Here is a 24,169-nt window from a genome sequence, read left to right as displayed (position 1 = left end):
AAATTTTATAATTATGAAAGATTACAAAAAAGACTAAACGGCCTTAGTCCCTTAGAATACAGGGCTAACGCCGCTTAGTGTCGTTTTTTTATTTCCGCTGTCTACTTGACGGGGGGCACTTCAAATTCACACGTCATTTCTTATGTCATATATCAAGAAAGCACACGAAAACGGAACCCTTTATTTATATGGCTCTGAGCTTATCTTTTGTACGAGGCTGATTTCATAACAGGCGATAAAGGAAACATCACTGAGTCTTCGTTTTTAGTAGAACTATTTTTCTATACATCCCATTAAATAGTATAGGAATATCCTCTTTAATGGATAGGTTCTCGTTGTGATTTTCATACAATTTTTCGAAATCCCTTCCAATGTCAGTACCTAATAACTGTATAACCGGCCTAAGTACTCGTTTCAATATGGAAAGTTTTTTACCCTTTGGAGAGAACTTATCGAAAATTAATATCTCACCATTCGGTTTTAAAACCCTTTCCATCTCCTTCAAACATTTGTCTTCGTCAGGAACTACTGACAATATAAGGCTTGCCACTACTAAATCAAATTGATTATCTGTAAAATCCATATTTTGCGCATCCATATTCAAGAATTCAACTGAAGAATTTTTAAATTTTGTTCTTGCTTTGTCTAACATTGCTTTGGAGTAATCAATAGCAGTAATATCAAATTTATTCAGGTTAATTAATTCTAGATCCGCACCTGTGCCAACCCCAACGAAAAGAATACTTTTATGTTTCCCCTCAAAAATACCTTCTCCAAATATCTGTTTTCTAGCTTTAAGGAATTTTCCTGAATTGAAAAATTTGTCGTACACGATAGACCCCAATTTATATATTATTTTATTCCAACGATTATTCATCATTCACCTCTCTACCGTACGATCCTGCACTTAAAATACAAGGATAACTATTATTTTTGTTTGTATTTTAACATAAATCCCCTATTATTTTTGAAACTTTTACACTTACAAATGACAACTTCAACTAAAAATGTTCCTATGCCTGGCACATCCATCCTCCGAACAGTCCCGTCGAATAAAACCTAGTAATATTCGTAAATCCAGCCTCCGCCAATAGCCATTGTATTTGATTTTCAGAGATAAATGATATTTTCATAATTCCTATTGTCACCAGCTCCTCCACTTTTGATGTTTCTGCTCCCCCATCCAACCAAAAGCTTTTCCATACCTGTAATCGGTCTTGGAGTTCGGTGCTTTCAGGGTCGCCATAAGCACAAACGAGTACAAATGGTGCTCCGGTTGCAAGATTTTCCTTAATCGATGTTAGGAGTTTCAACTTCTCTTGAATACCATCAATAAAATGAAGAACTAAGATGCAGCTCGCCGCGTCGAAGGTAGAATTTGTAGTTGGTAGGTCATTAATTGTCCCCTGGATTAGTTGAACACGACTTTCTACCCCTAGTTGAATCGTTTTATTTTTTGCAATCCGAATCATCTCTTCTGAGGGGTCGACACCTGTGAAGTTCCATTGTGGGTTAGATGGTCCCCATGCAGATAGTTCATTCCCTCCTCCTGCTCCGACAACAAGTATACTTGCCTCCTTCTCTTCTAATATCATACGAAAATATGACTGTACCATCGCAAATAACGCATCATATGAGGGAATCGATATTCGGGTATTTTTTTCGTAGACTTTAGCCATTTCAGAATTATTATTAGGTTTTTCATTCATTGCTTCTTGCCTCCAGTGATATCATATTACATACATTATAGACTCTTAATATCTATAATTGATTTAAAAATTCTTCTAAAATCGTTCCATTATTAAATCAGTATTTACAGCAACTCCAGCTTTATTCCCTTCTGCAGCTGAGATGAGTAAGGATGAGGGACTTGATTTTTCAGTTTCTCCGGCAATGTATATATGTTTTTCTGTTGTTCGACCAGCTCCATCGGTTACTACTGATCCATCTTCTAGGATTTCACATCCAAGCTTTTCCGCAAATGCATTGGGACGATAAAAAGACGGAACAACAAACCCACCTGTCCTTATAAGAATTTCACCTGATTCAAACTCAATTTTTTGTAGGTATCCATTTTCACCTACTAAGTTTTTAATGTGATCGAAATGAGTTTTAATATTGTGTTTATGCAATTCTCGAACCGCTTCTTTAGACAGTTCTACTCCGTTTGTTAAAACCACCAAATCCCTTGACCAGTTATAAACTAATTTGGCCATATGCAGTGCCTGCTCTTCTTTTTCTGCTAATACCAGTAATGGTTGATCCCTTAATTCCCATCCATCACAATATGGACAGCTAAAAAGGCTTTTTCCATAATACTCCCTTACACTTTCAAAAGGAAATACCTCTTGAATACCAGTGGCTAATACCACCTTATCACTAACAAATGACTGGCCATCTGATGATTTCACCACAAATCTTTCCTGACCTTCTTCTTTATATATTTCAGTAATGGTGGTATTAAAGTAAGAAACGGAAGGATATTTCTCCAATTCCTTTAATCCTAACTCCTTAAACTCTTGTGGTTTTATTCCATCTCTAGTAATAAATCCATGTGATTCATGAGTTACTCTATTTCTATTCGTTCCATCGTCAAAAACCGCGATGTTTCTTCTCGCTCTTCCTAAAGTCAAACCGGCACTTAATCCAGCGGGTCCTGCTCCAACAATCATACAATCAAACTTGTTCATGATCCCCCATCCTTTACATAAAAATTTATTACAGATATAATGACTCTTTAATATCTTTAAAAGGAGTAAAAAATAACACGACTCATGGAGCCATTGTCATTTGTTTAGCAATATCCACTAACTTCTGTTGTTTCAGTTCATATAGCATCTTTTCTTCTGCTTGAATAATAGCCTTTTGTATTAAGCAATCAGGGTTATGATTGAGACAGTAGTCAAATAACGGTGTAGGACCTTCAATCGCTTGAATAATATCTAAAAACGATATACTCTCCCAATTCGGCTTAAGTTTATAACCACCATTCGCACCCGAAATTGATTCAACCATTCCTTCCTTCACTAGTTTCGTTAGTATTTTAGATAAATACGTAGTCGAAACTCCTTGATGTTCCGCCAATTGCTGAACACCCACATGTTTCTCCGGTGTGGCAACCGCTAAATATACCATCGTATGAAGGGCATAATTTGTAGCTTTTGTATATTTCATCTTTATTCTTCCACTCCAATTAAAGATATTGTGAGTCTATTATATCCACTATAATAAGTTTAAGCAAGAAACGGAATTGGAAATATAATTTAAATGTTTAAAACTTCAAATCAATCACTGGTAAATCCTTTCCCAACAACGGTTTCTTTGTCCAAATCTAAAAACACCACAAGCTTTCCAGAAGTTGCGGACTCCGTGTTGTTAAAGATTACAGAGTACACTTCATCTTTATTATAGTCCTCGTCCATCATGGATATAATTTCTTGACTAACAGCCACTTTCTTAACACTTGAATCTTTCGGACTAACTGGAATCAAATCCTTTTCCTCATCTGTAAGACTATTATACGCAACCATTTCCAAGGGTGCATTTCTTTTCGATTCCAATACACTACATCCAGTTAGTGATATGTATAGGAAAACCAGAAGCGAAATACCAAGCCACTTTCTCAAAATGATTACTCCTTCCATATAAGCGATAATACTTGGAGTTCTAACTATTTCTTATGGTTACCGGATAAACTTTTATGTTATACCAAATGGATTCCCAATTCTTCTTTCTAATCCGCTCCTCATATATAGCAGCCCGTTCTTTTGATTCAGTAAAGAATGAGGTGGGTCTTACTTTTAAATTGAGCACATCTTCTATTCCACATGGGGCAGTTAGAATCACATTGTCCTTCTCGTCTAATTTCACTCCAAGTGCCGTTGCTGTTTCTGGAAATTTTGATATGGCATCCACAGAAGATGAATAAGGAGGAAGATGGTTTGCGAGATGCATTCTTGCTTCATTTTTTACTGACCAAGGTATATCAGGAAGCCTTCGCTTTAACGCATCTTCATACGTCTTTTCTGTTATTTCCTCCGTATTATCACGGTCAAAGTAAATAACATCCACATCTGGTATGGTGGTCCTTTCACGAAAATCGTGCAATGTATCCCATATTTTTGAACGGACGAACCCGGCGCATATCCACCAGTCTAGTAAATTCAGTGATCGGGCAGCCCTTAACGCATCCATCATTTTCTCATCTTCATTAATTAGTTTACAAATATCTTGTTCATTTTTTAGCATAGTTCTCCCCTCGCACGAACATATATTCCTATTTTATCATGAAAAAGATATGATTCTATCTTTTCTATTGATAAAATTTGTTAAAATTGGAAAAATAGTAAATCTAATATACAAAAAAAGCATCCCTAAAAAGGAATGCAGATGACTATACTGTCCTATTTTTCTTTGATCTGTTCCCGAATTTTTTGGAGTTCTTCGAAGGATAATTCACTTAAAGAATTTCTTATTTCATCCTCAATTTTTTTCCGGTTGTTTTCTTGATAACGTTCCCACCATTTTCTAAGACCTTCTGTATGATCCAATATGTATTCAAAATCTATTTCTTCTACCTCTTCATCTGATATATACTCCAATACCGCTGCTAACATATGTGAAAGGCTTTCGACCTCATCTTTGTTCGGTTGATTACTCGGCAAATGGACAATTTTTTCTTTTTCTAACTCTTCTTCCGTTTGTGTAGGTTTTCTTGGCATCGTACCTCTCCTTATCTAGTTTTTAACTTATAACTATAGAAGTAGTATGACCATTAATCAAGGTGAGCATTAGAATCAAGTATTAATGAATTGAAAATTTTGTATACACAGTATTAAAAAGTTAAATATTGTTCCTTGATTGTGTAAATAATTGGTAACTCGGACATTCTCTTTCATTTTCTAATGTATGATAGGTTTGTAAGTTACTTAAGCGCCAATGAGGAGGCAATGAAAATGGAAAAATTAAAGAAACTACAAAAAGGGTTATTCGCTTTGTTAGCAACTTTTATGGTAATTGGATTTGCCACAGGCTGCAGCGAAGACACAACAGAAGAAACAGAAACTGAAGAAAACCAAACGGAAGAAGGCACTGAAGAGAGCACTGAAGAAACTGATAACGAATAAAAGGTAACCCCTGTCAAGTTAAGTGGCAGGGGTTTATCACCTAAAAAAAATTAATATACCTGAAGGTACAAGTCTTTATCCGATTCCCATTCAGCATATGCTACATCTTTCACTGAAGATATATTTCTTTCATTGAGTTGTTTGATCAAAGCTTTATAATCCATACCGGACTCTTGTAGATGTTCGATAATGACTTCCCCATCACTGATTATGGTCAGTGGAACCATTCGTTTGTTTATTTTCAAGTTAAAATCTTTATATGTAGGTTTATCTGCCTCTTGTTTTTTTAAGATACTTATCGATCCATTCGGTTCTAATATGGCATACTCAACGTCTCGTAAGGAAAATACATCCTTAGATCGAAGCAATTGTTGAAGTTGATTAATATCAAGGTGATTCTTTTTAAGTTCTTTCCAGTCTAATTTTCCTTCATGTATGATAAAGGAAGGTTTTCCTTCTAAAAATAGTCGAAGTCTTATGGATTTCTGGGTCGTTAATTCCGTTAAATAGATCAGAAGACCCCACACCGTTATTCCAAAAAGAATCTTCAAAAGATTTATTTTCGGATCAAAAACCGCACTTCCTACAAATTCACCTAACACGAGTGCGGATATAAAATCAAAGGGAGTGATTTGACTAATTTGGGTTTTCCCAAGAACTTTCACCATAATAAATAAAAAAACATAACCACCAACCAACTCAACTAGCATTTGTACATAACCCAACTTAATCACCTTTCTAAGACCTTACATGATTTTAATACAACACCAAAGCTCAATGTACCCTGCTATCCCTTTAGAAAAAGGATTTAAAAACCTCCGACTCTTCCTTACACTGTGTACAACGATAAGTAATTTCCATAGCATCTTCATAGGTTATGTGAAGAGTATCCTCTTTGCAGTTCTCACAATACTGAATCTGTTCTGCTTCAACGCCCAAAATAATTCCTCCATTTTTTTGTTTTGAATACTGTTAGATTCTCCTAGTGCGATAGGAATTATTAGGCTAGCTGGCAACAATTCTCCTTATAAAAAGACTACTAAGAGCTAATTTTTCTAATTAGTCTTTTTTATTATTTGCTTATTTCCTAAGTGTCACCATAAATGCCGTTCTCCCAGCCGAGCTCGTCACCTCAATCTGACCATGATGAAGGTCAACAATACTCTTTGCGATCGCCAGTCCTAATCCAGAACCTCCGGTAATGTTCGAACGCGATTTTTCCACGCGGTAAAACCGTTCAAAAATATGCGGAAGATCGGCACTTGGGATCGCTTGGCCGTAGTTGCTGATTTCAATCACTACCGATTCATCGGTGTCACTTAGGATCATATCAATGTATTTCCCGTCATGACCGTATCGAATCGCATTTTGGACTAGATTTTCGAATACCCGTACAAGTTTCTCCCCGTCTCCCATCACTGTTGGGTTCGTGGCATGAGAAATGAATCTCCACTCCATTTCAGCTTCTTCTACCTGCGTTCTAGATTGAACGGCCAATTGATTGAGCATTTCTTCGATATGAATCGGGTGGTTCTGAAGTTTGATTTGCTGATTTTGGACATACGTATACTCAAAAATATCATTAATTAACACATGCAAGCTTGCGGCTTTATCATGAATCACTTGGACAAAGTGTCGAAGCTCCACTTCGTCGCGATATCGGTCATTATTTATCAGATCTAAATAACCAATAATCGAGGTTAATGGTGAACGAAGATCGTGTGCCACATTGGTGACAAGTTCATTTTTTAACTGTTCGACCCTTTTGACTTCTTTGATCGCTGCTTCCGACTTTTCAATGATCCTTTGGATACCTTCAGCCAGTGCATGAAATTCAGCTGGACATGAGATTTCACCAATATTTCTATCACCAAATGTCTGAACATCTTCTGTGATTCTCTTCAGATAAAAAGCCAAATATTGCTTCCGCTCATATTGATAAAAGAGGAACAAGTAAAACACCATCGTGACACCATAAAAAACGAAGAATATGAGTTCACGAAAATAGGATAATAGAAACAATAGGTTCTCAAAAAAACGTGAATTGTCTTCTAAATACCATATTATTGGTAACAGAATGATTCCTGTCACTAGCGCTAGGCAGAATGATAGAACAAGGTATATGGTAATCTTCCATTTAGGAAGAAACTTAACGAGTTCAATCATATTATTTTTCAATTTTATATCCCACTCCCCAGACGGTTTGAATGATCTTTTCTCCTGGGGCAGCCGCTTCGATTTTATCGCGAAGATTGCTGATATGAACCATCACGGTTTTATTCGACCCCTCCCCTGGTTCCTTCCATACCCTCTCAAAAATCTCTTCTGACGCAAACACGCGTCCACGGTTTTTCGCAAGCAAATAAAGAATCTCAAACTCTCTTGCCGTCAGCTTCATCACTTGCTCCCCTGCCGTAACCATATGGCTTCTTTTATCGATGGATAAAGAACCAACGTGAAGTTCATCCTCATTGTTGTCAGATGGTTGATAATTGGCCCGGCGTAACAAAGCTTTTACTCTAGCACTTAGCTCTAAAGGATTAAATGGCTTGCTCATATAATCATCAGCACCTGTCATTAGACCGATGATTTTGTCCATATCCCCTACTTTGGCACTAACCATCAAAATGGGGACCTGATTGTTTTTGCGAACTTCTTTACAAAATACGAGCCCATCCATCTTTGGCATCATAATATCTAATATGACGAGGTCAGGGGGAGTACCCTCCAACAGTTGCAGTGCCGTCATCCCATCTCCCGCTTTCTCTATCTCATATCCATCATTTTTCATATATAATTCGATCAACTCTGAAATCTGTTGATCATCTTCTACTATTAATATACGGGTCATTGCTTTGCCTCCTTATGACACTAGAGCTGAAACGACCTAAGCATGCTCTTTAACGGGGTTACATTTAATAAAACTCTTATGAGGAGAAAACCAATTACCGCCCCCGATGTATTTGCCAACAAGTCATTAATATCGGTACTTCTTCCACTTCCTAACGTCACTCGAAAGAGTAACTGCAGGACCTCCAAAGAAAGGCTCATCATCAATCCGAGCTTAGCAACCTTTTTCAAAGAAACCACATTCTTTTTCAAAAATGGAATATACATCCCAAACGGTATGAGCATGATGATGTTTAATAAAAACGTGGTCACATCTATCGTCAAAATGGGAATAAAGTTGATCGTCTTATACCACGGCGTCTGATTCGCATAAATTCCAAGATTCACATCAATTGGAAAAAATACAAAATGCATGACGCATAGTAAGTATATACCAAAAGATGATAGTACCGCTAACTGTGCTAGATTAATCTTCCTTTCTTGACGGACAATCCACCTCGCCAGCCATAACAGTCCCAATACAAAAACCGGCGCTAATACATGCCAGGACTGTATGGTGAACATGATTGATCTTGTTTCTTCCATTGTTCTTCCTCCTTAAATCTTACTTACAAACCTAGTATAGATACCCGTTCTAAAGAATTTCTAAAGAGAACATTAAGGATATCTAAAAAATGAATAACAACTATAAAAAAACCGCAAAGCATCATCGCTTTGCGGTTTTCTTTAATGTCCTACCACTTTCTCTAGGCCACCTGGTTTGTTATGAACAGCTAACTTATCTATTAATTTATTGCTTTCTTTATTCAATCCTACGAGATTGACTTTAATCCCGTTTTGATGGTATTTAATGACGATTTTATCAATCGCACCAACTGCAGAATCATCCCATAGATGAGCTTCCGTTAAGTCAATAGTTATTTCTTTAACATTTTCATTGTAATTGAAGCATTCTACAAAGTCTGTTACAGAAGCAAAGAACAGCTGCCCAGATACACGGTAGAATTTTTTATGAGATTGATCAGATGCTAAAGTCGTGACATTTACTTTTGATATTTTTGAAGCGAAGAAAATCGCACTTAAAATTATTCCTACTAAAACACCTTTTGATAAGTCATGTGTCATCAGTACCGTAAGAACGGTAGCAATCATTACAATCGTATCGGTAATCGGAGTTTTATGAAGAGATTTCACTGAACCCCAATCAAAAGTACCAATGGACACCATAATCATCACACCCACAAGGGCTGCCATCGGAATTTGAACAAGGAAGTCATTTAATACTAAGATCAAAATCATTAAGAACACGCCAGCCACAAAAGCTGAGAGTCGGCCGCGTCCACCAGATTTCACATTGATCACCGATTGACCAATCATCGCACATCCAGCCATACCACCAAACAGTCCAGATACGATGTTGGCAATCCCTTGACCACGTGCCTCTTTGTTTTTATCACTTTTCGTATCCGTCATATCATCAACGATCGTTGCTGTTAGCAAGGATTCCACTAAACCAACAATCGCAATTGAAAGTGAATAAGGGAAAATGATTTGCAACGTCTCAAACGTTAATGGAATATCAGGCAGTAAAAACATAGGTAAGGCTTGTGTTAATTCACCCATATCTCCGATCGTACGAACTCCACTACCTGTAAAGATCGCAATGGCAGAAATGACAACGATAGCCACTAATGGGGATGGAACAGCCTTTGTGAATCGAGGGAGTATATAAATAATCGCTAATGCTCCTGCTACCATCGCATACATGGCCCATGATTCTCCAACAAAGTGTGTTAATTGGCTTGTAAAAATAAGAATGGCTAACGCATTAACAAAACCAACCATCACTGATCGAGGAACAAATTTCATCAGTTTCCCTAACTTCAGTACACCCATGACAATTTGAATAACCCCTGTCAAAATTGTCGCAGCTAATAGGTATTGCAGTCCGTGTTCAGCCACTAATGTGGTCATAAGTAAGGCAGTCGCACCAGTTGCAGCAGAAATCATCCCTGGTCTTCCCCCAACAAAAGCAATCACAACTGCGATACAGAAGGACGCATACAATCCAATCATAGGATCTACTCCTGCAATAATCGAGAAGGCAATTGCCTCTGGGATCAAGGCCATTGCTACGACTAGCCCTGCCAACACATCTCCTTTGATGTTCCCAAACCATTCATATTTAATTGTGTTTAAATTCATGAAGCACCTCTTCTTTTTTTATTTGTAGTGACTTTCAACTCTCATGAAAGTCGGGGCCGTTTTTAACAGAAACAAGTATATAAGAATGTGGAAAAATTGTGAAATTGAATGAAAGCGCGCTCATCTAATATTTACTCCCATATGCTCTGTATTTTTCAGATAAACGCTATGAACCTATAATTTTCATAAAAAAGATTAAGAGAAAAATGATGAGAAATCGTATATAGTTTAATTAGAGCATTTATTTCTGTTTACGAAGGAATTGTTTGTTTGAGTAAAACCATGCATCATGAAAAAACATCCTTTTATTATGGATGGGTAATTGTCTTTATTGCTGCATTAGGTGGTTTCTTTTCTGGACCTGGGCAAACCTATTCCAACTCCGTATTCATTGATGAATACATAAAAAGCTTTGTGTGGTCGCGCACGGAAATTTCTAGTTTATACAGTGTGGCAACCTTATGTGCGGGTCTATTAATGATGTTTATGGGAAGACTCGTCGATAAGTTAGGGCAACGAATGATGATGGTCATTGTTGGAAGCGTCCTTGCTTTCGCCTGTTTCTTTAACAGCTTTCTCCTCAATTAGCCGCCACTGTACTTAGTTTAATGGCGATAGTTGGATTTCCTATTAGCTTCATTTCCGGTTTCATTGTTGAAAAGGTGAAAACCAGTTTGTTGTTGTTAACAGTTTTTGCTTTAGAGATTGTCGTGTTATTTGTTTTAACACAGGCCAATAGCGCAGCAATCGGGGTCCTTTTTGGGGTTCTTTGGGGAATTGGCTCAGGAGTCGAGCGTATTACGTTAAACATTGTATGGCCGAACTACTTTGGAAGAAAGTATTTAGGTAGCATTAGTGGAATTGCCGCTAAGGTTATGGTCATCGGGTCTGCCTGCGGTCCACTTCCGTTGGGATTAGGTTTTGATCTTTTCCATAGCTATACAGAAAGTTTGTTTCTCTTAATGGTGTTTCCACTGATTGGTTTAGGCTGTGCTTTGTTAGCCAAAAAGCCGGAGAGACTTGTACTAGTAGAAACACGAAAATTGAGTTAAGAAAGACCACAAAATGTGGTCTTTCTTTTTATTTCACGATTAAAACCGGACAGTTCGCTCGTTTCGCTACCTTATGGCTTACACTACCTAACACAAATTCCTGTAGTCCGTTTAACCCCCTGCTGCCAATGATAACGATTTCAAAATTATTTTTATTCGTATAGTCTACAATTGTAGGACCAGGCTCTCCGTGAAGAATCGTTAATTTATAGGATATCCCTGCGTCTTTCGCCATTTTTTCAATATCTTTCATTCGTTCCTTCCGTTTATCACCTATATCCGCTGTATTCCAATTACTTAACACATCTGATTTAGCTTTATCTGCATCTACTACATACACCACTTCCATCAATGAGCCCTTAGAGCATTGTGCGATGTGAATGGCATTTTCTGCTGCTCGTTTGGAGTGTTCCGATCCGTCGGATGCTAAAAGAATTTTTTTATACATCATTCTACCCCCATTAATGTGATCCAAGTTTATTTGCCAATTTACTTACTAATTCGTTACTGTCTTCATTTAATCCTGTTACATTTACCATTATGTTATTTTCTTCGAATTTTTTCACAATTTTATCAACCGCAGCGACAGCCGAATCATCCCATACATGTGAGCGGCTTAAGTTGATTTCTACATTTTTAATATTTTCCTTATAATCAAACAGAGTTAACAATTCTGTCACCGAGGCAAAAAATAATTCTCCTTTAACCGTATATGTTCTTGTATTGCCTTCTAGTTTACTATCTACTCTTACTTTTGATATCTTTGAGACAAAAAAGATCGCACTAAGTAGAATTCCTGTAAATACGCCAATGGCTAGATTATGGGTTAAGACTACGGTTAATACGGTAACGACCATCACCACTGCATCACTTCTTGGAATCAGGTAAAGTGTTTTAACCGAATTCCAGTCAAACGTACTGATAGAGACCATAATCATCACCCCTGCCAAAGCACCCATCGGGATTTGAATAACAATATCTCCAAGAACCACTATTAGAAAAATCAAAAATACACCAGCTATAAGTGCAGATAATCTTCCACGACCACCTGACTTTACATTAATCACAGACTGACCGATCATCGCACAACCAGCCATTCCTCCAAAGAAACCAGTAATGATATTGGCAATACCTTGTCCTCTACTCTCCATGTTCTTATCACTATCTGAGTCTGTCATGTCATCCACAATCGTGGCGGTTAATAATGACTCAAGAAGTCCCACGACAGCAAGCGCGAATGAATAGGGAAAGATAACAACGAGTGTTTCCAGATTGAGCGGAATATCTGGTAAGAAAAAAGCCGGCAAGGTTTTCGAAATCGCTCCCATATCCCCTACAGTACGTACTCCGTAATTCATAAAGATCGATAAAGCTGTAATCGCTACAATGGCAACTAGAGTAGAAGGTACGGCCTTTGTAAGATAAGGAAATAGATAAATAATGGCTAAGGTTAGGGCGACCAATACATAGATAATTGAATGCTCGTCTTGAAAATGCTGTAGCTGCGAGACAAAAATGAGAATCGCCAACGCATTAACGAAACCGACCATGACAGACCTCGGAATAAATTTCATATATCTTGCTAACTTAAACACACCAAATATAATTTGAAGGATACCAGTTAGTATCGTTGCCGCCAACATGTACTGAACACCGTAATTAGCCACTAAATCAATAAAAACTAAGGCCATCGCCCCGGTAGCCGCAGAAATCATACCTGGCCTTCCGCCAAGAAACGAAATCGTCACAGCAATCGTAAATGAAGCATATAACCCAACCATCGGGTCAACGCCCGCGATGATAGAAAAAGCAATCGCCTCTGGAATTAGGGCTAGGGCAACAACGATACCTGATAAGATGTCGCCTTTTACATTCCCGAACCACGATTGCTTGTATGTAAGCTGTCCCATCTTCTTCCTCCTTTTTCCTTAGTATGAACGTAAGATGAAAAGTCATGAAAGAAAAATAGCCCTAATTGGTGGATAAACCAATCAGGGCTTTCATTTACTTATTCGAAAAATTCCATATGTGATTTGTCTTTTTTGTAGTATTCTAAACGATTTTGTAGAGTACCTGTATGAAATTCAAATTTATGTCCATCCGGATCAGTAAAGTAAATCGACTTCTTATCGCGTTTATCTCTGGTACGCCCTGAAAGAATGTTTACATTCAAACGCTGCAGTTTTTCATATAACATGTCTAGATCTTCCTCATCTACAGAAAAAGCAATATGCGTGTAAGATTGGGATATTTCTTTTCGAGGAATATCCTTTTCGACATTAAGCGCAAGCCAAATCCCATGTAAATCAAAATAAGCGGTGCTTCTCCCTTTTACTAAAAGCTTTGCATCAAATACATTTTGGTAAAAATGAATTGATTTTTCTAAATCAGAAACAGAAAATAATAGATGGTTTAATCCTTTAATCGTCAATTGTTCACCTCATGTTACCGGCTTTTTTCTATTTTAAACCCTAATTTCTTCAACACATTCTCGAGCGATGATTGCGTGGTTACTTCATTAAAATGCAAGCCAATATTCACAATCGTTTGCGCCAATTCTGGGCGAATCCCTGTGATTAAAGGCTCTATCCCACTTAGTTTTAGAGCAGTTATGATTTTATATAGTTGGTCAGCTACCATCGTATCAATGATGGGAACACCAGATACATCCATAATTAACGAATCTAACTGGAGACGTGATCCTTCATTGAGGGCAGTTTCCATGATTAATTGAGCTCGACTTGTATCTATCGTCCCGATCAGTGGAATCACCGCAATTCCTTTTGTGATCACCACAACGGGAACAGATAATTCCTCTACGGCGGAATAAGCAATATTCATTAATTCCGTGTTTCTTTTTTCATACACTTCACTCATCACTTGCAGTACTTTATCTATTAAAGGATCAATGATTTTAGACACATCAAGCATCGTAATGGCCGCAAATTGTTTTTCTGCTAACTCGTCGGTAAATACATCCCAAAGAATAGTTCGGTAAAAGCTAACGGCGCGTAAGGCATTGCTGAGTGACACCTGATATTTCATCGCAAATCTAGCGGCCTTTTTCCCCCATCGTATCACATGCTCCTGAATGATTTCCTTTTCCTCGTATAATGCCTGTCCAAAGTATTTGACGAGTTCCGCTCTGTAGGCATGCAACTCTTGGTCTGGAGCTCCAGCTTTACTTAAACTTGATGAATAATCCGAATCGATTAACTCTGATATTCTATTAGCTAATATATCCTCATTTTTTACGATCTTTTCCCCAATATAACGTAATTCCCTTTTCACATTCGTAATCTCCTTGTCTATATGCGAGTATAAAATATTTCAACATCAATCTAGTAGAATCCTTCTTTAAGGATCTGACGATATAAAAAAAGAGCCAACCGTCAAAATATGAACGGTTGGTCTCTTAACACTACATTTTCAATCATAAGAACCCATAGTTTGAAGCAAGTCACTGGATTCCTGTGACACGTAAATCGTTCTACTTGGGAACGCCACTTCGACTCCCTCTTCTTCTAAAATGGCCATAATGGTTATGTTGATTTCATGTTTAATTTTCACATGCTCTCCCCAAACGGTCGTGTTGGTGAAAAAGTATAAGAGGATATCAAGGCTGCTATCATTATACTGATCGAATGCAACCATAATCGTATCCGGATGAACGTCATCATGATTTCGCAGCATATGTTCCACCCGCTGAACGACTCTTTGAATTTGATCTTTAGTGGATTTATAGTTTAGTCCTAAGTGGAAAGTGATTCGTCTTTTCCCCATTCGACTCCAGTTGGTGATTGGTTCGTTCGCTAGGGTTGAATTCGGAACGGTCACTAAAGCCTGACTAAACGTTCGGACCTTCGTGCTTCTGAAATTGATATCTTCTACCGTCCCCTCGACGCTAGGAGTTAAAATCCAATCTCCAATCGAAAAAGGTTTTTCGGTTACAATGACGATTCCACCAATCAGGTTGCCTACCGCTTCTTTGGCAGCTAATGCAAAAGCGAGACCACCAAGTCCTAGTCCTGCAACCAAGCCATTTACGTCATAATCAAATTCCTGACCAATGATACTGATACTGATGGCAACAAGGATCACACGAATCGTTCTTGAAATAAAAGGAATCAGTATTAAATCTATCTTATTATTAATCTTTTGATTCACACTCATGATAATTCCTGTGGTTGGTGAAGAAAGATTAAATAACCCCCATGTGATGGTCACAATCACCATCGATCGTAAGAATTTTAAAAATAGCGCATTGTGCTGTTCAATAAACGGGAAATAATCCATCGCTACATATAAACCGATAATAATAAACAACCAGCCGATCGGGCGTTCAAAGCTTAAGCAAATTTGCGTAAAAAAATCAGTGGGTGTTTTTCTAGACAATTTTAAAATCAACTGAAATACATACTTCGTAAATAGGTTTCTAAATAGAATAAACAAAAGCAATATTCCGATAGAGATCCCTAAATCTTTTAACATATCATAGTCGAGTTGGACCGATAAAAAATCCATCTTACTTACCTTCTCTCTTTGTAATTCACAACATACATCCTCATATATTACTCTCATCATCAAGATATTTGAATACAACAAAAGTCTTGTTTATAAAAAAGGATAAAAGAAGGTAGACGAACGAGTGTCGACAAAGAATCGTTGAAATTTGTTGTTTATTGACTAAAAATGTTGGTAAAAAATGGTTTTATTTACAAACTGATGTTGTTAAAATAGTTTTTGTGTTGAAAAATAATACTTTTGAAAGGTGTGTGGAAATTGATTTATGAAATAGTCCTTTATAAAGGTCTAAAGTGTAATGTAGTATTTGATTATGGAAATGGAAATCTCGAGATATTATGCTTGGATGAAGTTCTCCTTGTACATGAGGGTCAAATAGATCGGTTACAATAAAGGATTAAAAAAAGAAGCAAACATACGTCTACTTCTTCCAAAAGTCACCTCCACCAAGGAGTTCTCGGACAATCATCCATACCTATGCAAACGATTTCCCCGATTTTCGGTGTAGCAATGGATACCTGATGCTGAGATGCCGCTTTTGTTACCCGTTCTACCGGATCAATCCACGAATGGAAAGCAAGGGTAAAGGCTCCCCAATGAACAGGTATTAACAAATCACCGCGAACATCAAGATGGGCTTGTACCGTTTCTTCCGGTAGCATATGTATATGGGACCAACGCTCATCATATTGACCGCATTCCATCAAAGTTACGTCAAAAGGTCCGTAGGTTTCACCAATTTCCTTGAAGTGTGGACCATAACCGCTGTCGCCACTGTAGTATACCTTTGTTTCACGTCCTGCTATTACCCATGAACACCACAAGGTAGAATTTCGATTAAATAAACCTCTTCCGGAAAAATGTCTGGCGGGCATACAAGCTAGTGTGAGATCCTCAAACTGGACTTCATCGCCCCACGCATGCTCAGTAATTTTTTCTGAAGGAACACCCCAATTGATTAAACATCGTCGTACCCCTAACGGTACAATAAATCTTTGTGTTTTATCCTTTAATCTACGAATAGATGAATAATCCAGGTGATCATAGTGGTCATGTGAGATCACAATCGCATCAATTCTAGAAAGCTCTTCAGGTTCAATCGGTAAATTTGTGCTAAAACGTTTCGTACCAGCCCATGAAACGGGTGACGGACGGTTACCAAGCATAGGATCAAAGAAGAGTCTTTTCCCTTCTAGCTCAAGAAGAAAAGCCGAGTGCCCGAACCAGGTAACCCTTGAATGAGAAGTAGTTCCCTCAACAAAATTTTCTACCTGGATGGGACCGCTTGGCCTTCGGATACTTCTGCTTGTAACAGAATCCTTCATCATGCTGATCATGGACTTTAAATTCATATTCATAGAGGTTGGTATTTGGTTTTCGTATTTTTTCATTATGGTTCTTCCTTTATGTTACATTGATATTTATCGTTCTCTCTCTAGACTGTTGTTTTGTTGCTTGACTTTCCTAAAGACTCGGTTCTGCTGGTGTAATTTTAATTAAGATTCTTTATTCTACTAAATATTAGAATTTAAGGACACTAAAATGCTATTTAGCTCCCTCACTCCACTAATTTTGGAAACCCAAGGTCCTAAATCTAAATCAAATTAACAAACACCATCATATAAAAAAAAAGCAAACCACTCAGTGATTTGCTCAACTACCAATCTACTTGTATTCACCTTCAAAAACTAACTCCTTCAGAGGTCGTCTGCCCGATGGTTGCTCACGGTCTTGTAATTCAGCTGGTAGTGCTTCTTTCTCTCCCTGATATCCAACTGCGACAATCACTTGAATGTCGAAGTCATCCGGGACATTTAATGCTTCTCGAGCTTGATCCTGATAAAAACCTGCCATCGGGTGAGTGATTAATCCTTTTTGGCTTGCCTGTAGTGCTAAATATCCCCAAGCCGAACCGGTATCAAACGCATGGTAACCCAATTTTTTATCAGACAAAATTGCCACAAAAACAGGAGCCTTTTCACACCATTTACGGTTTCCTTCCTTGATAAAAGAATGAAATTTTTTACGATCCTCTTGTGAGCGTGCAATCACAAATCTCCAAGGCTGAGAGTTATTTGCAGATGGAGCCCAATGTGCTGCTTCTAATACACTCATAAGAACGTCCTCTGGCACTTCTTTTTCTAAAAACGAACGAGGCGACCACCGATTTAAATAGATTTGATCAATGTCATACTCAGCTTGACGACCCTGTTTTGCTTGTATTTCCGTCATATACATTACTCCCTTTGTGAAAATATTCCAATAACAATACCCATTTTACTCCAACCATAATTTCCCTACAATTTTTTTGCTTTTTTATGTCTACATTTCTTCAATAACGGGTAATGATATACGTCAGCGCACAAATAGTCAGCAACTACGAATTTTGTCGAAAAATATCTTATGATGTATGCAGTTACCTTTGGACTATTGAACTTATCCTATATATACTAATTAAAGTAGATTGTAAGAAAGGATTTCCCTATGAATTCGCTACAAAGACTAGATGATGAACAATTGTCAAATATCATTATTCGAGCCATAAAGTTCAACTTAGAAAATGACTTTCTCAAATTTTTAAAAAATGAGGCGATACGAAGGTTGATGTATTCACAACATGATCTTATATCAAAGCAAAGTCTTCAAGATGCCCTTGATGTGATTTATTTCAAGAGAGAATTAGAGCTTTTACAATATGAACAATCGAAATGTACAGATGATGCTATAAGAGAGCAAATATGGGACCACATTCAACTTTTACAGTCAGTTATCGATTTAGCAACCGAACAGATTAAATAACCACAATCCTGCAAAGGCAAATCTTATGAAAATGAGAGACGCAAAGCCACGGGCCTAACGCAATCGCTATGGTAGCCGAGCCGCCAGGACACTTCCTCTTTACTACTACTCTTACAATTACCCACTAACAAGTTAAAAATATTCTTTCTCCTAATTATAAAAATCACATATATCCCTTTTCAGCCACCAAAAAAATCCCTATCAAAGTAGTAATGTTCCTACAATGAAAGGGATTTATATTAATTGGTTTCTGGTCGATAGATATGTAAAAACTTCTGAATTCGCTCTGCGGCTTCTGCTAATCTTTCAGAAGGCTGTACTAATGCGATTCGCACGTACCCTTCTCCTTGTGCTCCGAATGCGTCTCCTGGTACAACCGCCACACCAGCGTGTTCAAGCAATTCAAAAGCAAACTGACGAGAGGTCCAGCCTTGAGGAATTTTCGTCCAAATGAACATCGTTGCTGGGGTAGTTTTTACTTCCCAGCCGCCCTGATTGAGTCCGTCAATTAATGTATTTCTTCGGTCTTCGTATATGTGTTTCTGTTCAGCAAGCATCAAAAAATCGGAAGTTAATGCTGCTACAGCTGCTTTCTGGATCGGTAAAAACACTCCGTAATCCATATGTGACTTTAGAGAGGCTAGAATTTGTAAAGCTTGAGCATTTCCGACCACGTATCCAATTCTACAGCCAGCCATATTAAAGGTTTTTGATAAAGAATTGAACTCAATTCCGACTTCCTTTGCCCCTTCGATAGACATAAAGCTCAATTGAGGATGGTCATCAAAAATAAGTTCCGAATAAGCGAAATCGTGTACCACAAGAATTTCATGCTTCTTAGCAAAAGCTACTAACTTTTCAAAAAAGCTTCTGTCCGCAATGGAAGTTACTGGATTTCCTGGATAGCTCAAGATCATCATTTTTGTTTTCACTAACACCTCTTCCGGGATGTCCTCTAAAATAGGAAGAAAATCATTTTCTTCGAATAATGGCATCGGATACACGACTCCACCCGCAATCGTCACACTCGCCTCGTAAATCGGATAACCTGGATCAGGTACAAGCACATATTCACCTGGATTTACCATGGACGTTGCCAAGTGTGAAAGTCCATCCTGTGAACCCATAAGCTGAAGAACTTCATCCTTCGGGTTAAGCTCCACTCCATAACGGTTTTTATAGAAATAGCTAACCGCTTCACTAAACTCAGCCGTTCCTTTTAACGTATATCCATAATTTGCTGGATCTTTACTGTATGTACTAATCGTATCCATAACCAATGACGATGGAGATAAATCGGGACTACCGACACTTAAATCAATCACATCTTTCCCACTATTCATGAGTTCATTTTTTCGATTGGCTAAGTCTATAAAAATGGATGTTGTTAGTTTGTCCATCTTAGCTGATGCCTGTAATTTCATATCAAGTTGTCTCCTTATTGTTCAAAACTATACTACTATTTTAAAATGTTTTGTTTTTTAGTATAGCAAAAAAAGAAAACCTAATCATGTAGGTTTTCAATTTTTTCCCTGAATTTGATTGAAAAAATGCTCCGAGTCAATCATCCACCGATCCATCACACTATTTTTTCTTAAAATAAATGTCATGTTCTTTGTTACTTTCCCACTTTTATCTGTGTGATATTTTGCTTCTACCTGAACTTCTAGCACCAGCTGACCTTCTAGATCTTCCACTGGTAAAAAGGACATGGATGTAATTCGGAAATAAGTAAATTTCTTAGCCATTTTCTTTAATTTTGTAGGAGTTTTGTTTTCCGCAATCGTTACTTTCAGTAAATGAGGGTCTTGATAATTTATGCCTGTAACAAAAAACTCAATCATTTCATAAGGATCAACGGTATGTAAGTACTCTTCTTCTTTTCCACCTGCTTTTAAGATCATTAAATGATGGAGTTTATCCATCTTTCCTGAGCGATGGGTGGTACTTCCTAAAAAGTGAATGCAAAAATGGCCCGGAAATCCGTTTTGGAGTGCTCCTGCTCCGTGAGGCATTCCATGCATAGAAGCCGCAATAAATTGATCCCCTACTTTCACGATTATGGCTCGTCTTTTCCAACTCCACTTCCCATCATATATTTCCTTCATGATCTTTGTATCTTTTGTGGTAAGAGGCTGAACATCTGCATGTCTGCTACCCGCTCGTCTTTGAACCTTGAATTGTTTCCCAGTTTCGACATCAATCACGGTAAACTTCTTCCCTTTTGGCAGGATGTCTTTTGCGATTTCCCAAGTCAGGATTTCAATTTCAAAACTAATGGGAAGGTCGTCATCGTCATACTTTTGTACATTTGCTTTAGATTCTACCGGAAGAATAAAAAGATAAATAAGAATTCCTATTATGACAATTATAGAAAAGTTTCTCATATCACACCTCACTTCTCATATTCTTATCCATCAAAACAAAAAATATTTAGGTAGCTGAGTTTGTCTCATTATAGTAATGAAGGAAAAGATTGGTATATGACATTCAACTATTGAAAAATTTACTAAGTAAATACCAAATGATAGCAATATTACTATTGATTTTTATCCTATCATCCCATATGTTAATAGTGGAACAACGATGAAAAGAGGTGATAATTTTGTCTACCGCACCTTTTCAAACCTTTGAAGAAGCAGTGGAAAACTTACTTGAGCTTGTCAGCTCATTAGTTCCAGGTAAAACTATTTTTTTATCTAGAATAAAAGACAATTATCTAGAGATTGTACAAAAACTTGATAACCAAACTGGAGTTAACCTTCCTGATGATTCATTACACTTACGTGATTCCTTCTGACAATATTTGGACTATAACGGTAGGGTACCGTTAATCATAAATGATACAAGTAAAGAAGGCTTCCACGTTTTCTCAGATCATAATATTGGCTCTTATCTCGGTGTACCTGTCACCTTTCAGAATGGTGAGGTTTTTGGAACCCTGTGCGCAGTAGATACCAAACCCTCCCACTTTACAAATAAAGAGGCAGAGCATTTACAAAAACTTTCTCGTTTCTTCAGTTATGTGTTAACACTTGAAAAGCAAGCAGTCATTGACACGTTGACAGGTCTATACAATCGGAGATACCTTTATCAATATTTATCAAATAAAGAACTTATTGGTTCCCGAAAACTAACCATTATGTTTATTGATCTTGATGGATTTAAAGAGGTAAATGATACGTATGGACATGATTATGGAGACCGTATTTTAAAACAAGTTGGTAGAAGACTAATAGAGGTCGTTTCTAATATTGGTTTTGTTGCTCGTTTAGGTGGAGATGAATTTATTATGGTTTTTAATGATCTTCACGATTACGAACATATTTCTACGAAAGCCCAAGAAATCTTACACGTACTTTCCAATTGGGAGGGTAATGAAGAGAGGATTCTTTTAACTGCAAGTATCGGGATTGTCATCTTTCCCGATGATAGTAACAGTGTAGATAATCTAATAAAGCATGCTGATCAATCCATGTATGTTGCTAAACATCAAGGCAAGAACCAATTCATATTTTACTCGCACTTATAGACAAAAGAGTACGTATGTAACGTACTCTTTTACTGTATGTTGAAAAAACATTGCAATTCCCCACCTCATCCCCTATTAGATTCTATTACATATCTTATTCTCCTTTGGAAATAGTAAGCATAAAAAGGAGTTCTTAAAGGAAATGGATCATAACCCAAAACTTGTTTCTTCAGAAGTTGCCGCATTATGGAGTGCTTATATGCAGAACTCTATGACGTATTGTGTTATTAAGCACTTTGCTCAAGTGAATGAGGATGACGATAATACCGTAGTTCTTCAAACAGCTTTAGCTAATTGTCAATTTGTTATTAATGAAGTGAAACAAATCTTTGAAAAAGAAGATCACGCCCTCCCTATCGGGTTCACTCAAGAAGACGTTAACCTGAAAGCTGATCGATTATACTCCGACCTATTTGCTCTAAGATATATTAAGTATACAGCTGCCGCTGGAACAGCAGCTGCAGCAGCCTTACTAGAAGTATTGGCTAGAAATGATGTGAGAGCTCTTTTTTCAAAAATATCCGAAAGATTTATGAAATTATATAATGAGTCTTGTGATTTACTCCTAAATAAAGGGACATTTATTCGTTCACCTACTATACCACCGATGCAAAAAGCCGAGTACATAGAGAGCGAATCCTTTCTTTCAGGTTTAATAGGGAAACACCGTCCTTTAACCGCGATCGAGCTTGCCCATATTTCAACAAATACTGAAACAAACTCCATCGGTAGAACCTTTGTATCTGGATTTTCGCAATCGGCTCAATCACCTGAAGTTCGAAAATACATGGAGAGAGGTGCAGAAATCGCAGCAAAGCATGAAACCGTATTTAGAAAGATATTGCTAGAAGATGAAGTTCCTCTTCCAAGCACTTGGGATTCAACTATTTCTCAATCCATAGAGCCTATATTTTCTGATAAGTTAATGATGTTTCACACAGATAGCTTAACTGCGGTGAGTGTAGCAGGCTACGGAGCAGCCATAGGAGCAAGTCTTAGAAAAGATATTAGTGGACATTACACTCGATTACTAACAGAAATCTTAGATTTTGCAAGTGATGGTGTGAAACTCATGATCGATAACAGATGGTTAGAACAACCGCCACAAAATGTAGATAGAGAAGCTTTGCGCAATCGAAGTGAATAATTTTTACTGTTCTCCCATTACGGATTCGTATTCAAAAGAGAGGCTTACACCTCTCTTTTATTGTTGTTCAAATTGGAACTCTTCCATCCGAAAACTCCACCATTCATTATTCAGTAATTGACCATTGCTCCCATATGTAATCTAAACTTACTGACTAAAAATTTATTATGTAGGAAAAATTAAAACATGATTAGAATTAGGAAATATAAAAGGGATTACATATGGAGGAATTATATGGAGGAATTAGGTAAAAAAATCGATAAACTTTCAAACCAATTAACCGACTTACGAATTGAGATATGGGTGAAGCACACTGTATTCACCTGGCAATGGTGGATGCTTCTTGTCGCTTGTATCTTCATGCTGGTATTATTTTTTATTATTGTTAAGAATGATAAACTTCTCCCTTCCATCGCGTACCTCGGAATCATATACATAATGAATAAAAACCTAGATGATTGGGCAACAGCAATGGACTGGTATGACTATAGAATGCAACTTGAACCTATTATTCCTACAATGTTACCTGCTAATCTTTTTATTATACCAATTGGACTTACATTAATTTACAACAGATATACAAAATGGAAACTATTTTTGGTTGCTTTAGGCCTTGTTTCCGCTTTTATCTCTTACATAGCTCTTCCCATAATGAAAATCGTAAATATTTACATTGAAAATGCTTGGAATGCCCATTGGTCTTTTGTGAGTCTATTAGTAATGGGTGTAATTTCTAAGGTGATCATAGACAAGGTTACATTAAAATATGATAGTTCCAATCATTTTGTACCTTAAACACTATTCACTTCTACAAATGCTAGTAATACTATTTAGGGCATTAAAAAGGGACAATCAACTGATCTGAACCCAAAAAGTTAGACACGAATTATTAAGCAACTTCCTGGGCATGATTTCGATACTGAATCGGACTCAT

General features: G+C 37.3%; 29 protein-coding genes and 1 riboswitch. Of the genes, 8 read left to right on the top strand and 21 right to left on the bottom strand.

Annotated features, from left to right (window positions below; all coding sequences use genetic code 11):
• Positions 1 to 247: 247 nt before the first annotated feature.
• From ACRX5O_RS24470 to ACRX5O_RS24440, 7 genes are all read right to left on the bottom strand, one after another.
• Complete coding sequence (locus ACRX5O_RS24470; RefSeq protein WP_433908337.1) at positions 248 to 877, bottom strand: class I SAM-dependent methyltransferase; 630 nt, start codon at positions 875 to 877, stop codon at positions 248 to 250.
• A gap of 136 nt (positions 878 to 1,013) precedes the next feature.
• Positions 1,014 to 1,709, bottom strand: coding sequence for a class I SAM-dependent methyltransferase (locus tag ACRX5O_RS24465; protein WP_433908336.1), 696 nt, complete (start codon positions 1,707 to 1,709; stop codon positions 1,014 to 1,016).
• Positions 1,710 to 1,784: 75 nt separating this feature from the next.
• A complete protein-coding gene (locus tag ACRX5O_RS24460) occupies positions 1,785 to 2,690 on the bottom strand; it encodes an NAD(P)/FAD-dependent oxidoreductase (RefSeq protein ID WP_433908335.1) in 906 nt (301 codons plus the stop codon).
• 82 nt (positions 2,691 to 2,772) lie between these two features.
• The gene (locus tag ACRX5O_RS24455; protein ID WP_433908334.1) at positions 2,773 to 3,174 is read right to left on the bottom strand and encodes an Rrf2 family transcriptional regulator; all 402 of its coding nucleotides are present in this window, start codon (positions 3,172 to 3,174) and stop codon (positions 2,773 to 2,775) included.
• A 110-nt stretch (positions 3,175 to 3,284) separates the two neighbouring features.
• On the bottom strand, positions 3,285 to 3,626 hold the full coding sequence (locus ACRX5O_RS24450; RefSeq protein WP_433908333.1) for a hypothetical protein: 342 nt from the start codon (positions 3,624 to 3,626) through the stop codon (positions 3,285 to 3,287).
• 40 nt (positions 3,627 to 3,666) lie between these two features.
• Positions 3,667 to 4,248 (bottom strand): nucleotidyltransferase family protein, encoded by a 582-nt coding sequence (locus ACRX5O_RS24445; RefSeq protein ID WP_433908332.1) that lies wholly within the window; start codon positions 4,246 to 4,248, stop codon positions 3,667 to 3,669.
• A 155-nt stretch (positions 4,249 to 4,403) separates the two neighbouring features.
• Complete coding sequence (locus tag ACRX5O_RS24440; protein ID WP_433908331.1) at positions 4,404 to 4,721, bottom strand: hypothetical protein; 318 nt, start codon at positions 4,719 to 4,721, stop codon at positions 4,404 to 4,406.
• A gap of 234 nt (positions 4,722 to 4,955) precedes the next feature.
• Between ACRX5O_RS24440 and ACRX5O_RS24435 the strand changes: the two genes are divergently transcribed.
• A complete protein-coding gene (locus ACRX5O_RS24435) occupies positions 4,956 to 5,126 on the top strand; it encodes a hypothetical protein (protein ID WP_433908330.1) in 171 nt (56 codons plus the stop codon).
• A 50-nt stretch (positions 5,127 to 5,176) separates the two neighbouring features.
• Here the strand turns inward: ACRX5O_RS24435 and ACRX5O_RS24430 are convergent, their stop codons facing one another.
• The 5 genes from ACRX5O_RS24430 to ACRX5O_RS24410 all read right to left on the bottom strand — a co-directional run bounded on the left by ACRX5O_RS24430 (position 5,177) and on the right by ACRX5O_RS24410 (position 10,181).
• Positions 5,177 to 5,860: a DUF421 domain-containing protein gene (locus ACRX5O_RS24430; protein ID WP_433908329.1), complete on the bottom strand. Its 684-nt coding sequence runs from the start codon at positions 5,858 to 5,860 to the stop codon at positions 5,177 to 5,179.
• A gap of 346 nt (positions 5,861 to 6,206) precedes the next feature.
• Positions 6,207 to 7,304, bottom strand: a complete 1,098-nt coding sequence (locus ACRX5O_RS24425) for a sensor histidine kinase (protein ID WP_433908328.1) — start codon at positions 7,302 to 7,304, stop codon at positions 6,207 to 6,209.
• Positions 7,294 to 7,977 carry a response regulator transcription factor gene (locus ACRX5O_RS24420; RefSeq protein WP_433908327.1) on the bottom strand — a complete coding sequence of 228 codons (684 nt, stop codon included), beginning with the start codon at positions 7,975 to 7,977 and terminating at the stop codon, positions 7,294 to 7,296. Before ACRX5O_RS24420 ends, ACRX5O_RS24425 begins: the two co-directional genes overlap by 11 nt.
• 20 nt (positions 7,978 to 7,997) lie before the next feature.
• Positions 7,998 to 8,561, bottom strand: a complete 564-nt coding sequence (locus ACRX5O_RS24415; protein WP_433908326.1) for a VanZ family protein — start codon at positions 8,559 to 8,561, stop codon at positions 7,998 to 8,000.
• Positions 8,562 to 8,702: 141 nt separating this feature from the next.
• The gene (locus tag ACRX5O_RS24410; protein WP_433908325.1) at positions 8,703 to 10,181 is read right to left on the bottom strand and encodes a SulP family inorganic anion transporter; all 1,479 of its coding nucleotides are present in this window, start codon (positions 10,179 to 10,181) and stop codon (positions 8,703 to 8,705) included.
• Positions 10,182 to 10,451: 270 nt separating this feature from the next.
• On the opposite strand from ACRX5O_RS24410, the gene ACRX5O_RS24405 reads away from it, so the two are divergent.
• Both ACRX5O_RS24405 and ACRX5O_RS24400 read left to right on the top strand, forming a co-directional pair.
• Positions 10,452 to 10,769 carry an MFS transporter gene (locus ACRX5O_RS24405; RefSeq protein ID WP_433908324.1) on the top strand — a complete coding sequence of 106 codons (318 nt, stop codon included), beginning with the start codon at positions 10,452 to 10,454 and terminating at the stop codon, positions 10,767 to 10,769.
• 86 nt (positions 10,770 to 10,855) lie between these two features.
• Positions 10,856 to 11,233: an MFS transporter gene (locus ACRX5O_RS24400; protein ID WP_433908323.1), complete on the top strand. Its 378-nt coding sequence runs from the start codon at positions 10,856 to 10,858 to the stop codon at positions 11,231 to 11,233.
• Between the two features lie 28 nt (positions 11,234 to 11,261).
• On the opposite strand, the gene ACRX5O_RS24395 is transcribed toward ACRX5O_RS24400, so the two are convergent.
• The 7 genes from ACRX5O_RS24395 to ACRX5O_RS24365 form a co-directional block, all read right to left on the bottom strand.
• Positions 11,262 to 11,681, bottom strand: a complete 420-nt coding sequence (locus ACRX5O_RS24395; protein ID WP_433908322.1) for a universal stress protein — start codon at positions 11,679 to 11,681, stop codon at positions 11,262 to 11,264.
• A gap of 13 nt (positions 11,682 to 11,694) precedes the next feature.
• Positions 11,695 to 13,143 carry a SulP family inorganic anion transporter gene (locus tag ACRX5O_RS24390; RefSeq protein ID WP_433908321.1) on the bottom strand — a complete coding sequence of 483 codons (1,449 nt, stop codon included), beginning with the start codon at positions 13,141 to 13,143 and terminating at the stop codon, positions 11,695 to 11,697.
• Positions 13,144 to 13,241: 98 nt separating this feature from the next.
• Positions 13,242 to 13,664 (bottom strand): FosM family fosfomycin resistance protein, encoded by a 423-nt coding sequence (gene fosM, locus ACRX5O_RS24385; RefSeq protein ID WP_433908320.1) that lies wholly within the window; start codon positions 13,662 to 13,664, stop codon positions 13,242 to 13,244.
• Positions 13,665 to 13,678: 14 nt separating this feature from the next.
• Complete coding sequence (locus ACRX5O_RS24380) at positions 13,679 to 14,524, bottom strand: STAS domain-containing protein (protein ID WP_433908319.1); 846 nt, start codon at positions 14,522 to 14,524, stop codon at positions 13,679 to 13,681.
• Positions 14,525 to 14,662: 138 nt separating this feature from the next.
• Positions 14,663 to 15,757, bottom strand: a complete 1,095-nt coding sequence (locus ACRX5O_RS24375; RefSeq protein WP_433908318.1) for a mechanosensitive ion channel family protein — start codon at positions 15,755 to 15,757, stop codon at positions 14,663 to 14,665.
• A 437-nt stretch (positions 15,758 to 16,194) separates the two neighbouring features.
• Entirely contained in the window at positions 16,195 to 17,151 is a 957-nt protein-coding gene (locus ACRX5O_RS24370) for an MBL fold metallo-hydrolase (protein WP_433908338.1), read from the bottom strand.
• Positions 17,152 to 17,422: 271 nt separating this feature from the next.
• Positions 17,423 to 17,989 (bottom strand): nitroreductase family protein, encoded by a 567-nt coding sequence (locus ACRX5O_RS24365; protein WP_433908317.1) that lies wholly within the window; start codon positions 17,987 to 17,989, stop codon positions 17,423 to 17,425.
• A 252-nt stretch (positions 17,990 to 18,241) separates the two neighbouring features.
• On the opposite strand from ACRX5O_RS24365, the gene sda reads away from it, so the two are divergent.
• Complete coding sequence (sda, locus tag ACRX5O_RS24360) at positions 18,242 to 18,556, top strand: sporulation histidine kinase inhibitor Sda (RefSeq protein WP_433908316.1); 315 nt, start codon at positions 18,242 to 18,244, stop codon at positions 18,554 to 18,556.
• Positions 18,557 to 18,561: 5 nt separating this feature from the next.
• A riboswitch (cyclic di-GMP riboswitch) is annotated at positions 18,562 to 18,644 on the top strand.
• A gap of 151 nt (positions 18,645 to 18,795) precedes the next feature.
• Here the strand turns inward: sda and ACRX5O_RS24355 are convergent.
• Complete coding sequence (locus tag ACRX5O_RS24355) at positions 18,796 to 19,980, bottom strand: LL-diaminopimelate aminotransferase (protein WP_433908315.1); 1,185 nt, start codon at positions 19,978 to 19,980, stop codon at positions 18,796 to 18,798.
• Positions 19,981 to 20,076: 96 nt separating this feature from the next.
• Positions 20,077 to 20,943: a hypothetical protein gene (locus tag ACRX5O_RS24350; RefSeq protein ID WP_433908314.1), complete on the bottom strand. Its 867-nt coding sequence runs from the start codon at positions 20,941 to 20,943 to the stop codon at positions 20,077 to 20,079.
• 218 nt (positions 20,944 to 21,161) lie between these two features.
• Between ACRX5O_RS24350 and ACRX5O_RS24345 the strand changes: the two genes are divergently transcribed.
• The 4 genes from ACRX5O_RS24345 (at position 21,162) to ACRX5O_RS24330 (ending at position 24,030) form a co-directional block, all read left to right on the top strand.
• Positions 21,162 to 21,356, top strand: coding sequence for a hypothetical protein (locus tag ACRX5O_RS24345; protein ID WP_433908313.1), 195 nt, complete (start codon positions 21,162 to 21,164; stop codon positions 21,354 to 21,356).
• A 6-nt stretch (positions 21,357 to 21,362) separates the two neighbouring features.
• On the top strand, positions 21,363 to 22,088 hold the full coding sequence (locus tag ACRX5O_RS24340; RefSeq protein WP_433908312.1) for a GAF domain-containing protein: 726 nt from the start codon (positions 21,363 to 21,365) through the stop codon (positions 22,086 to 22,088).
• A gap of 142 nt (positions 22,089 to 22,230) precedes the next feature.
• The gene (locus ACRX5O_RS24335; RefSeq protein ID WP_433908311.1) at positions 22,231 to 23,235 is read left to right on the top strand and encodes a DUF3231 family protein; all 1,005 of its coding nucleotides are present in this window, start codon (positions 22,231 to 22,233) and stop codon (positions 23,233 to 23,235) included.
• A 234-nt stretch (positions 23,236 to 23,469) separates the two neighbouring features.
• Complete coding sequence (locus tag ACRX5O_RS24330; RefSeq protein ID WP_433908310.1) at positions 23,470 to 24,030, top strand: hypothetical protein; 561 nt, start codon at positions 23,470 to 23,472, stop codon at positions 24,028 to 24,030.
• Positions 24,031 to 24,169: the final 139 nt, after the last annotated feature.

The sequence above is a fragment of the Robertmurraya mesotrionivorans genome (assembly GCF_050971805.1).
GTDB lineage: Bacteria > Bacillota > Bacilli > Bacillales > Cytobacillaceae > Robertmurraya_A.
This window is presented reverse-complemented; position numbering and strand designations above follow the sequence as displayed.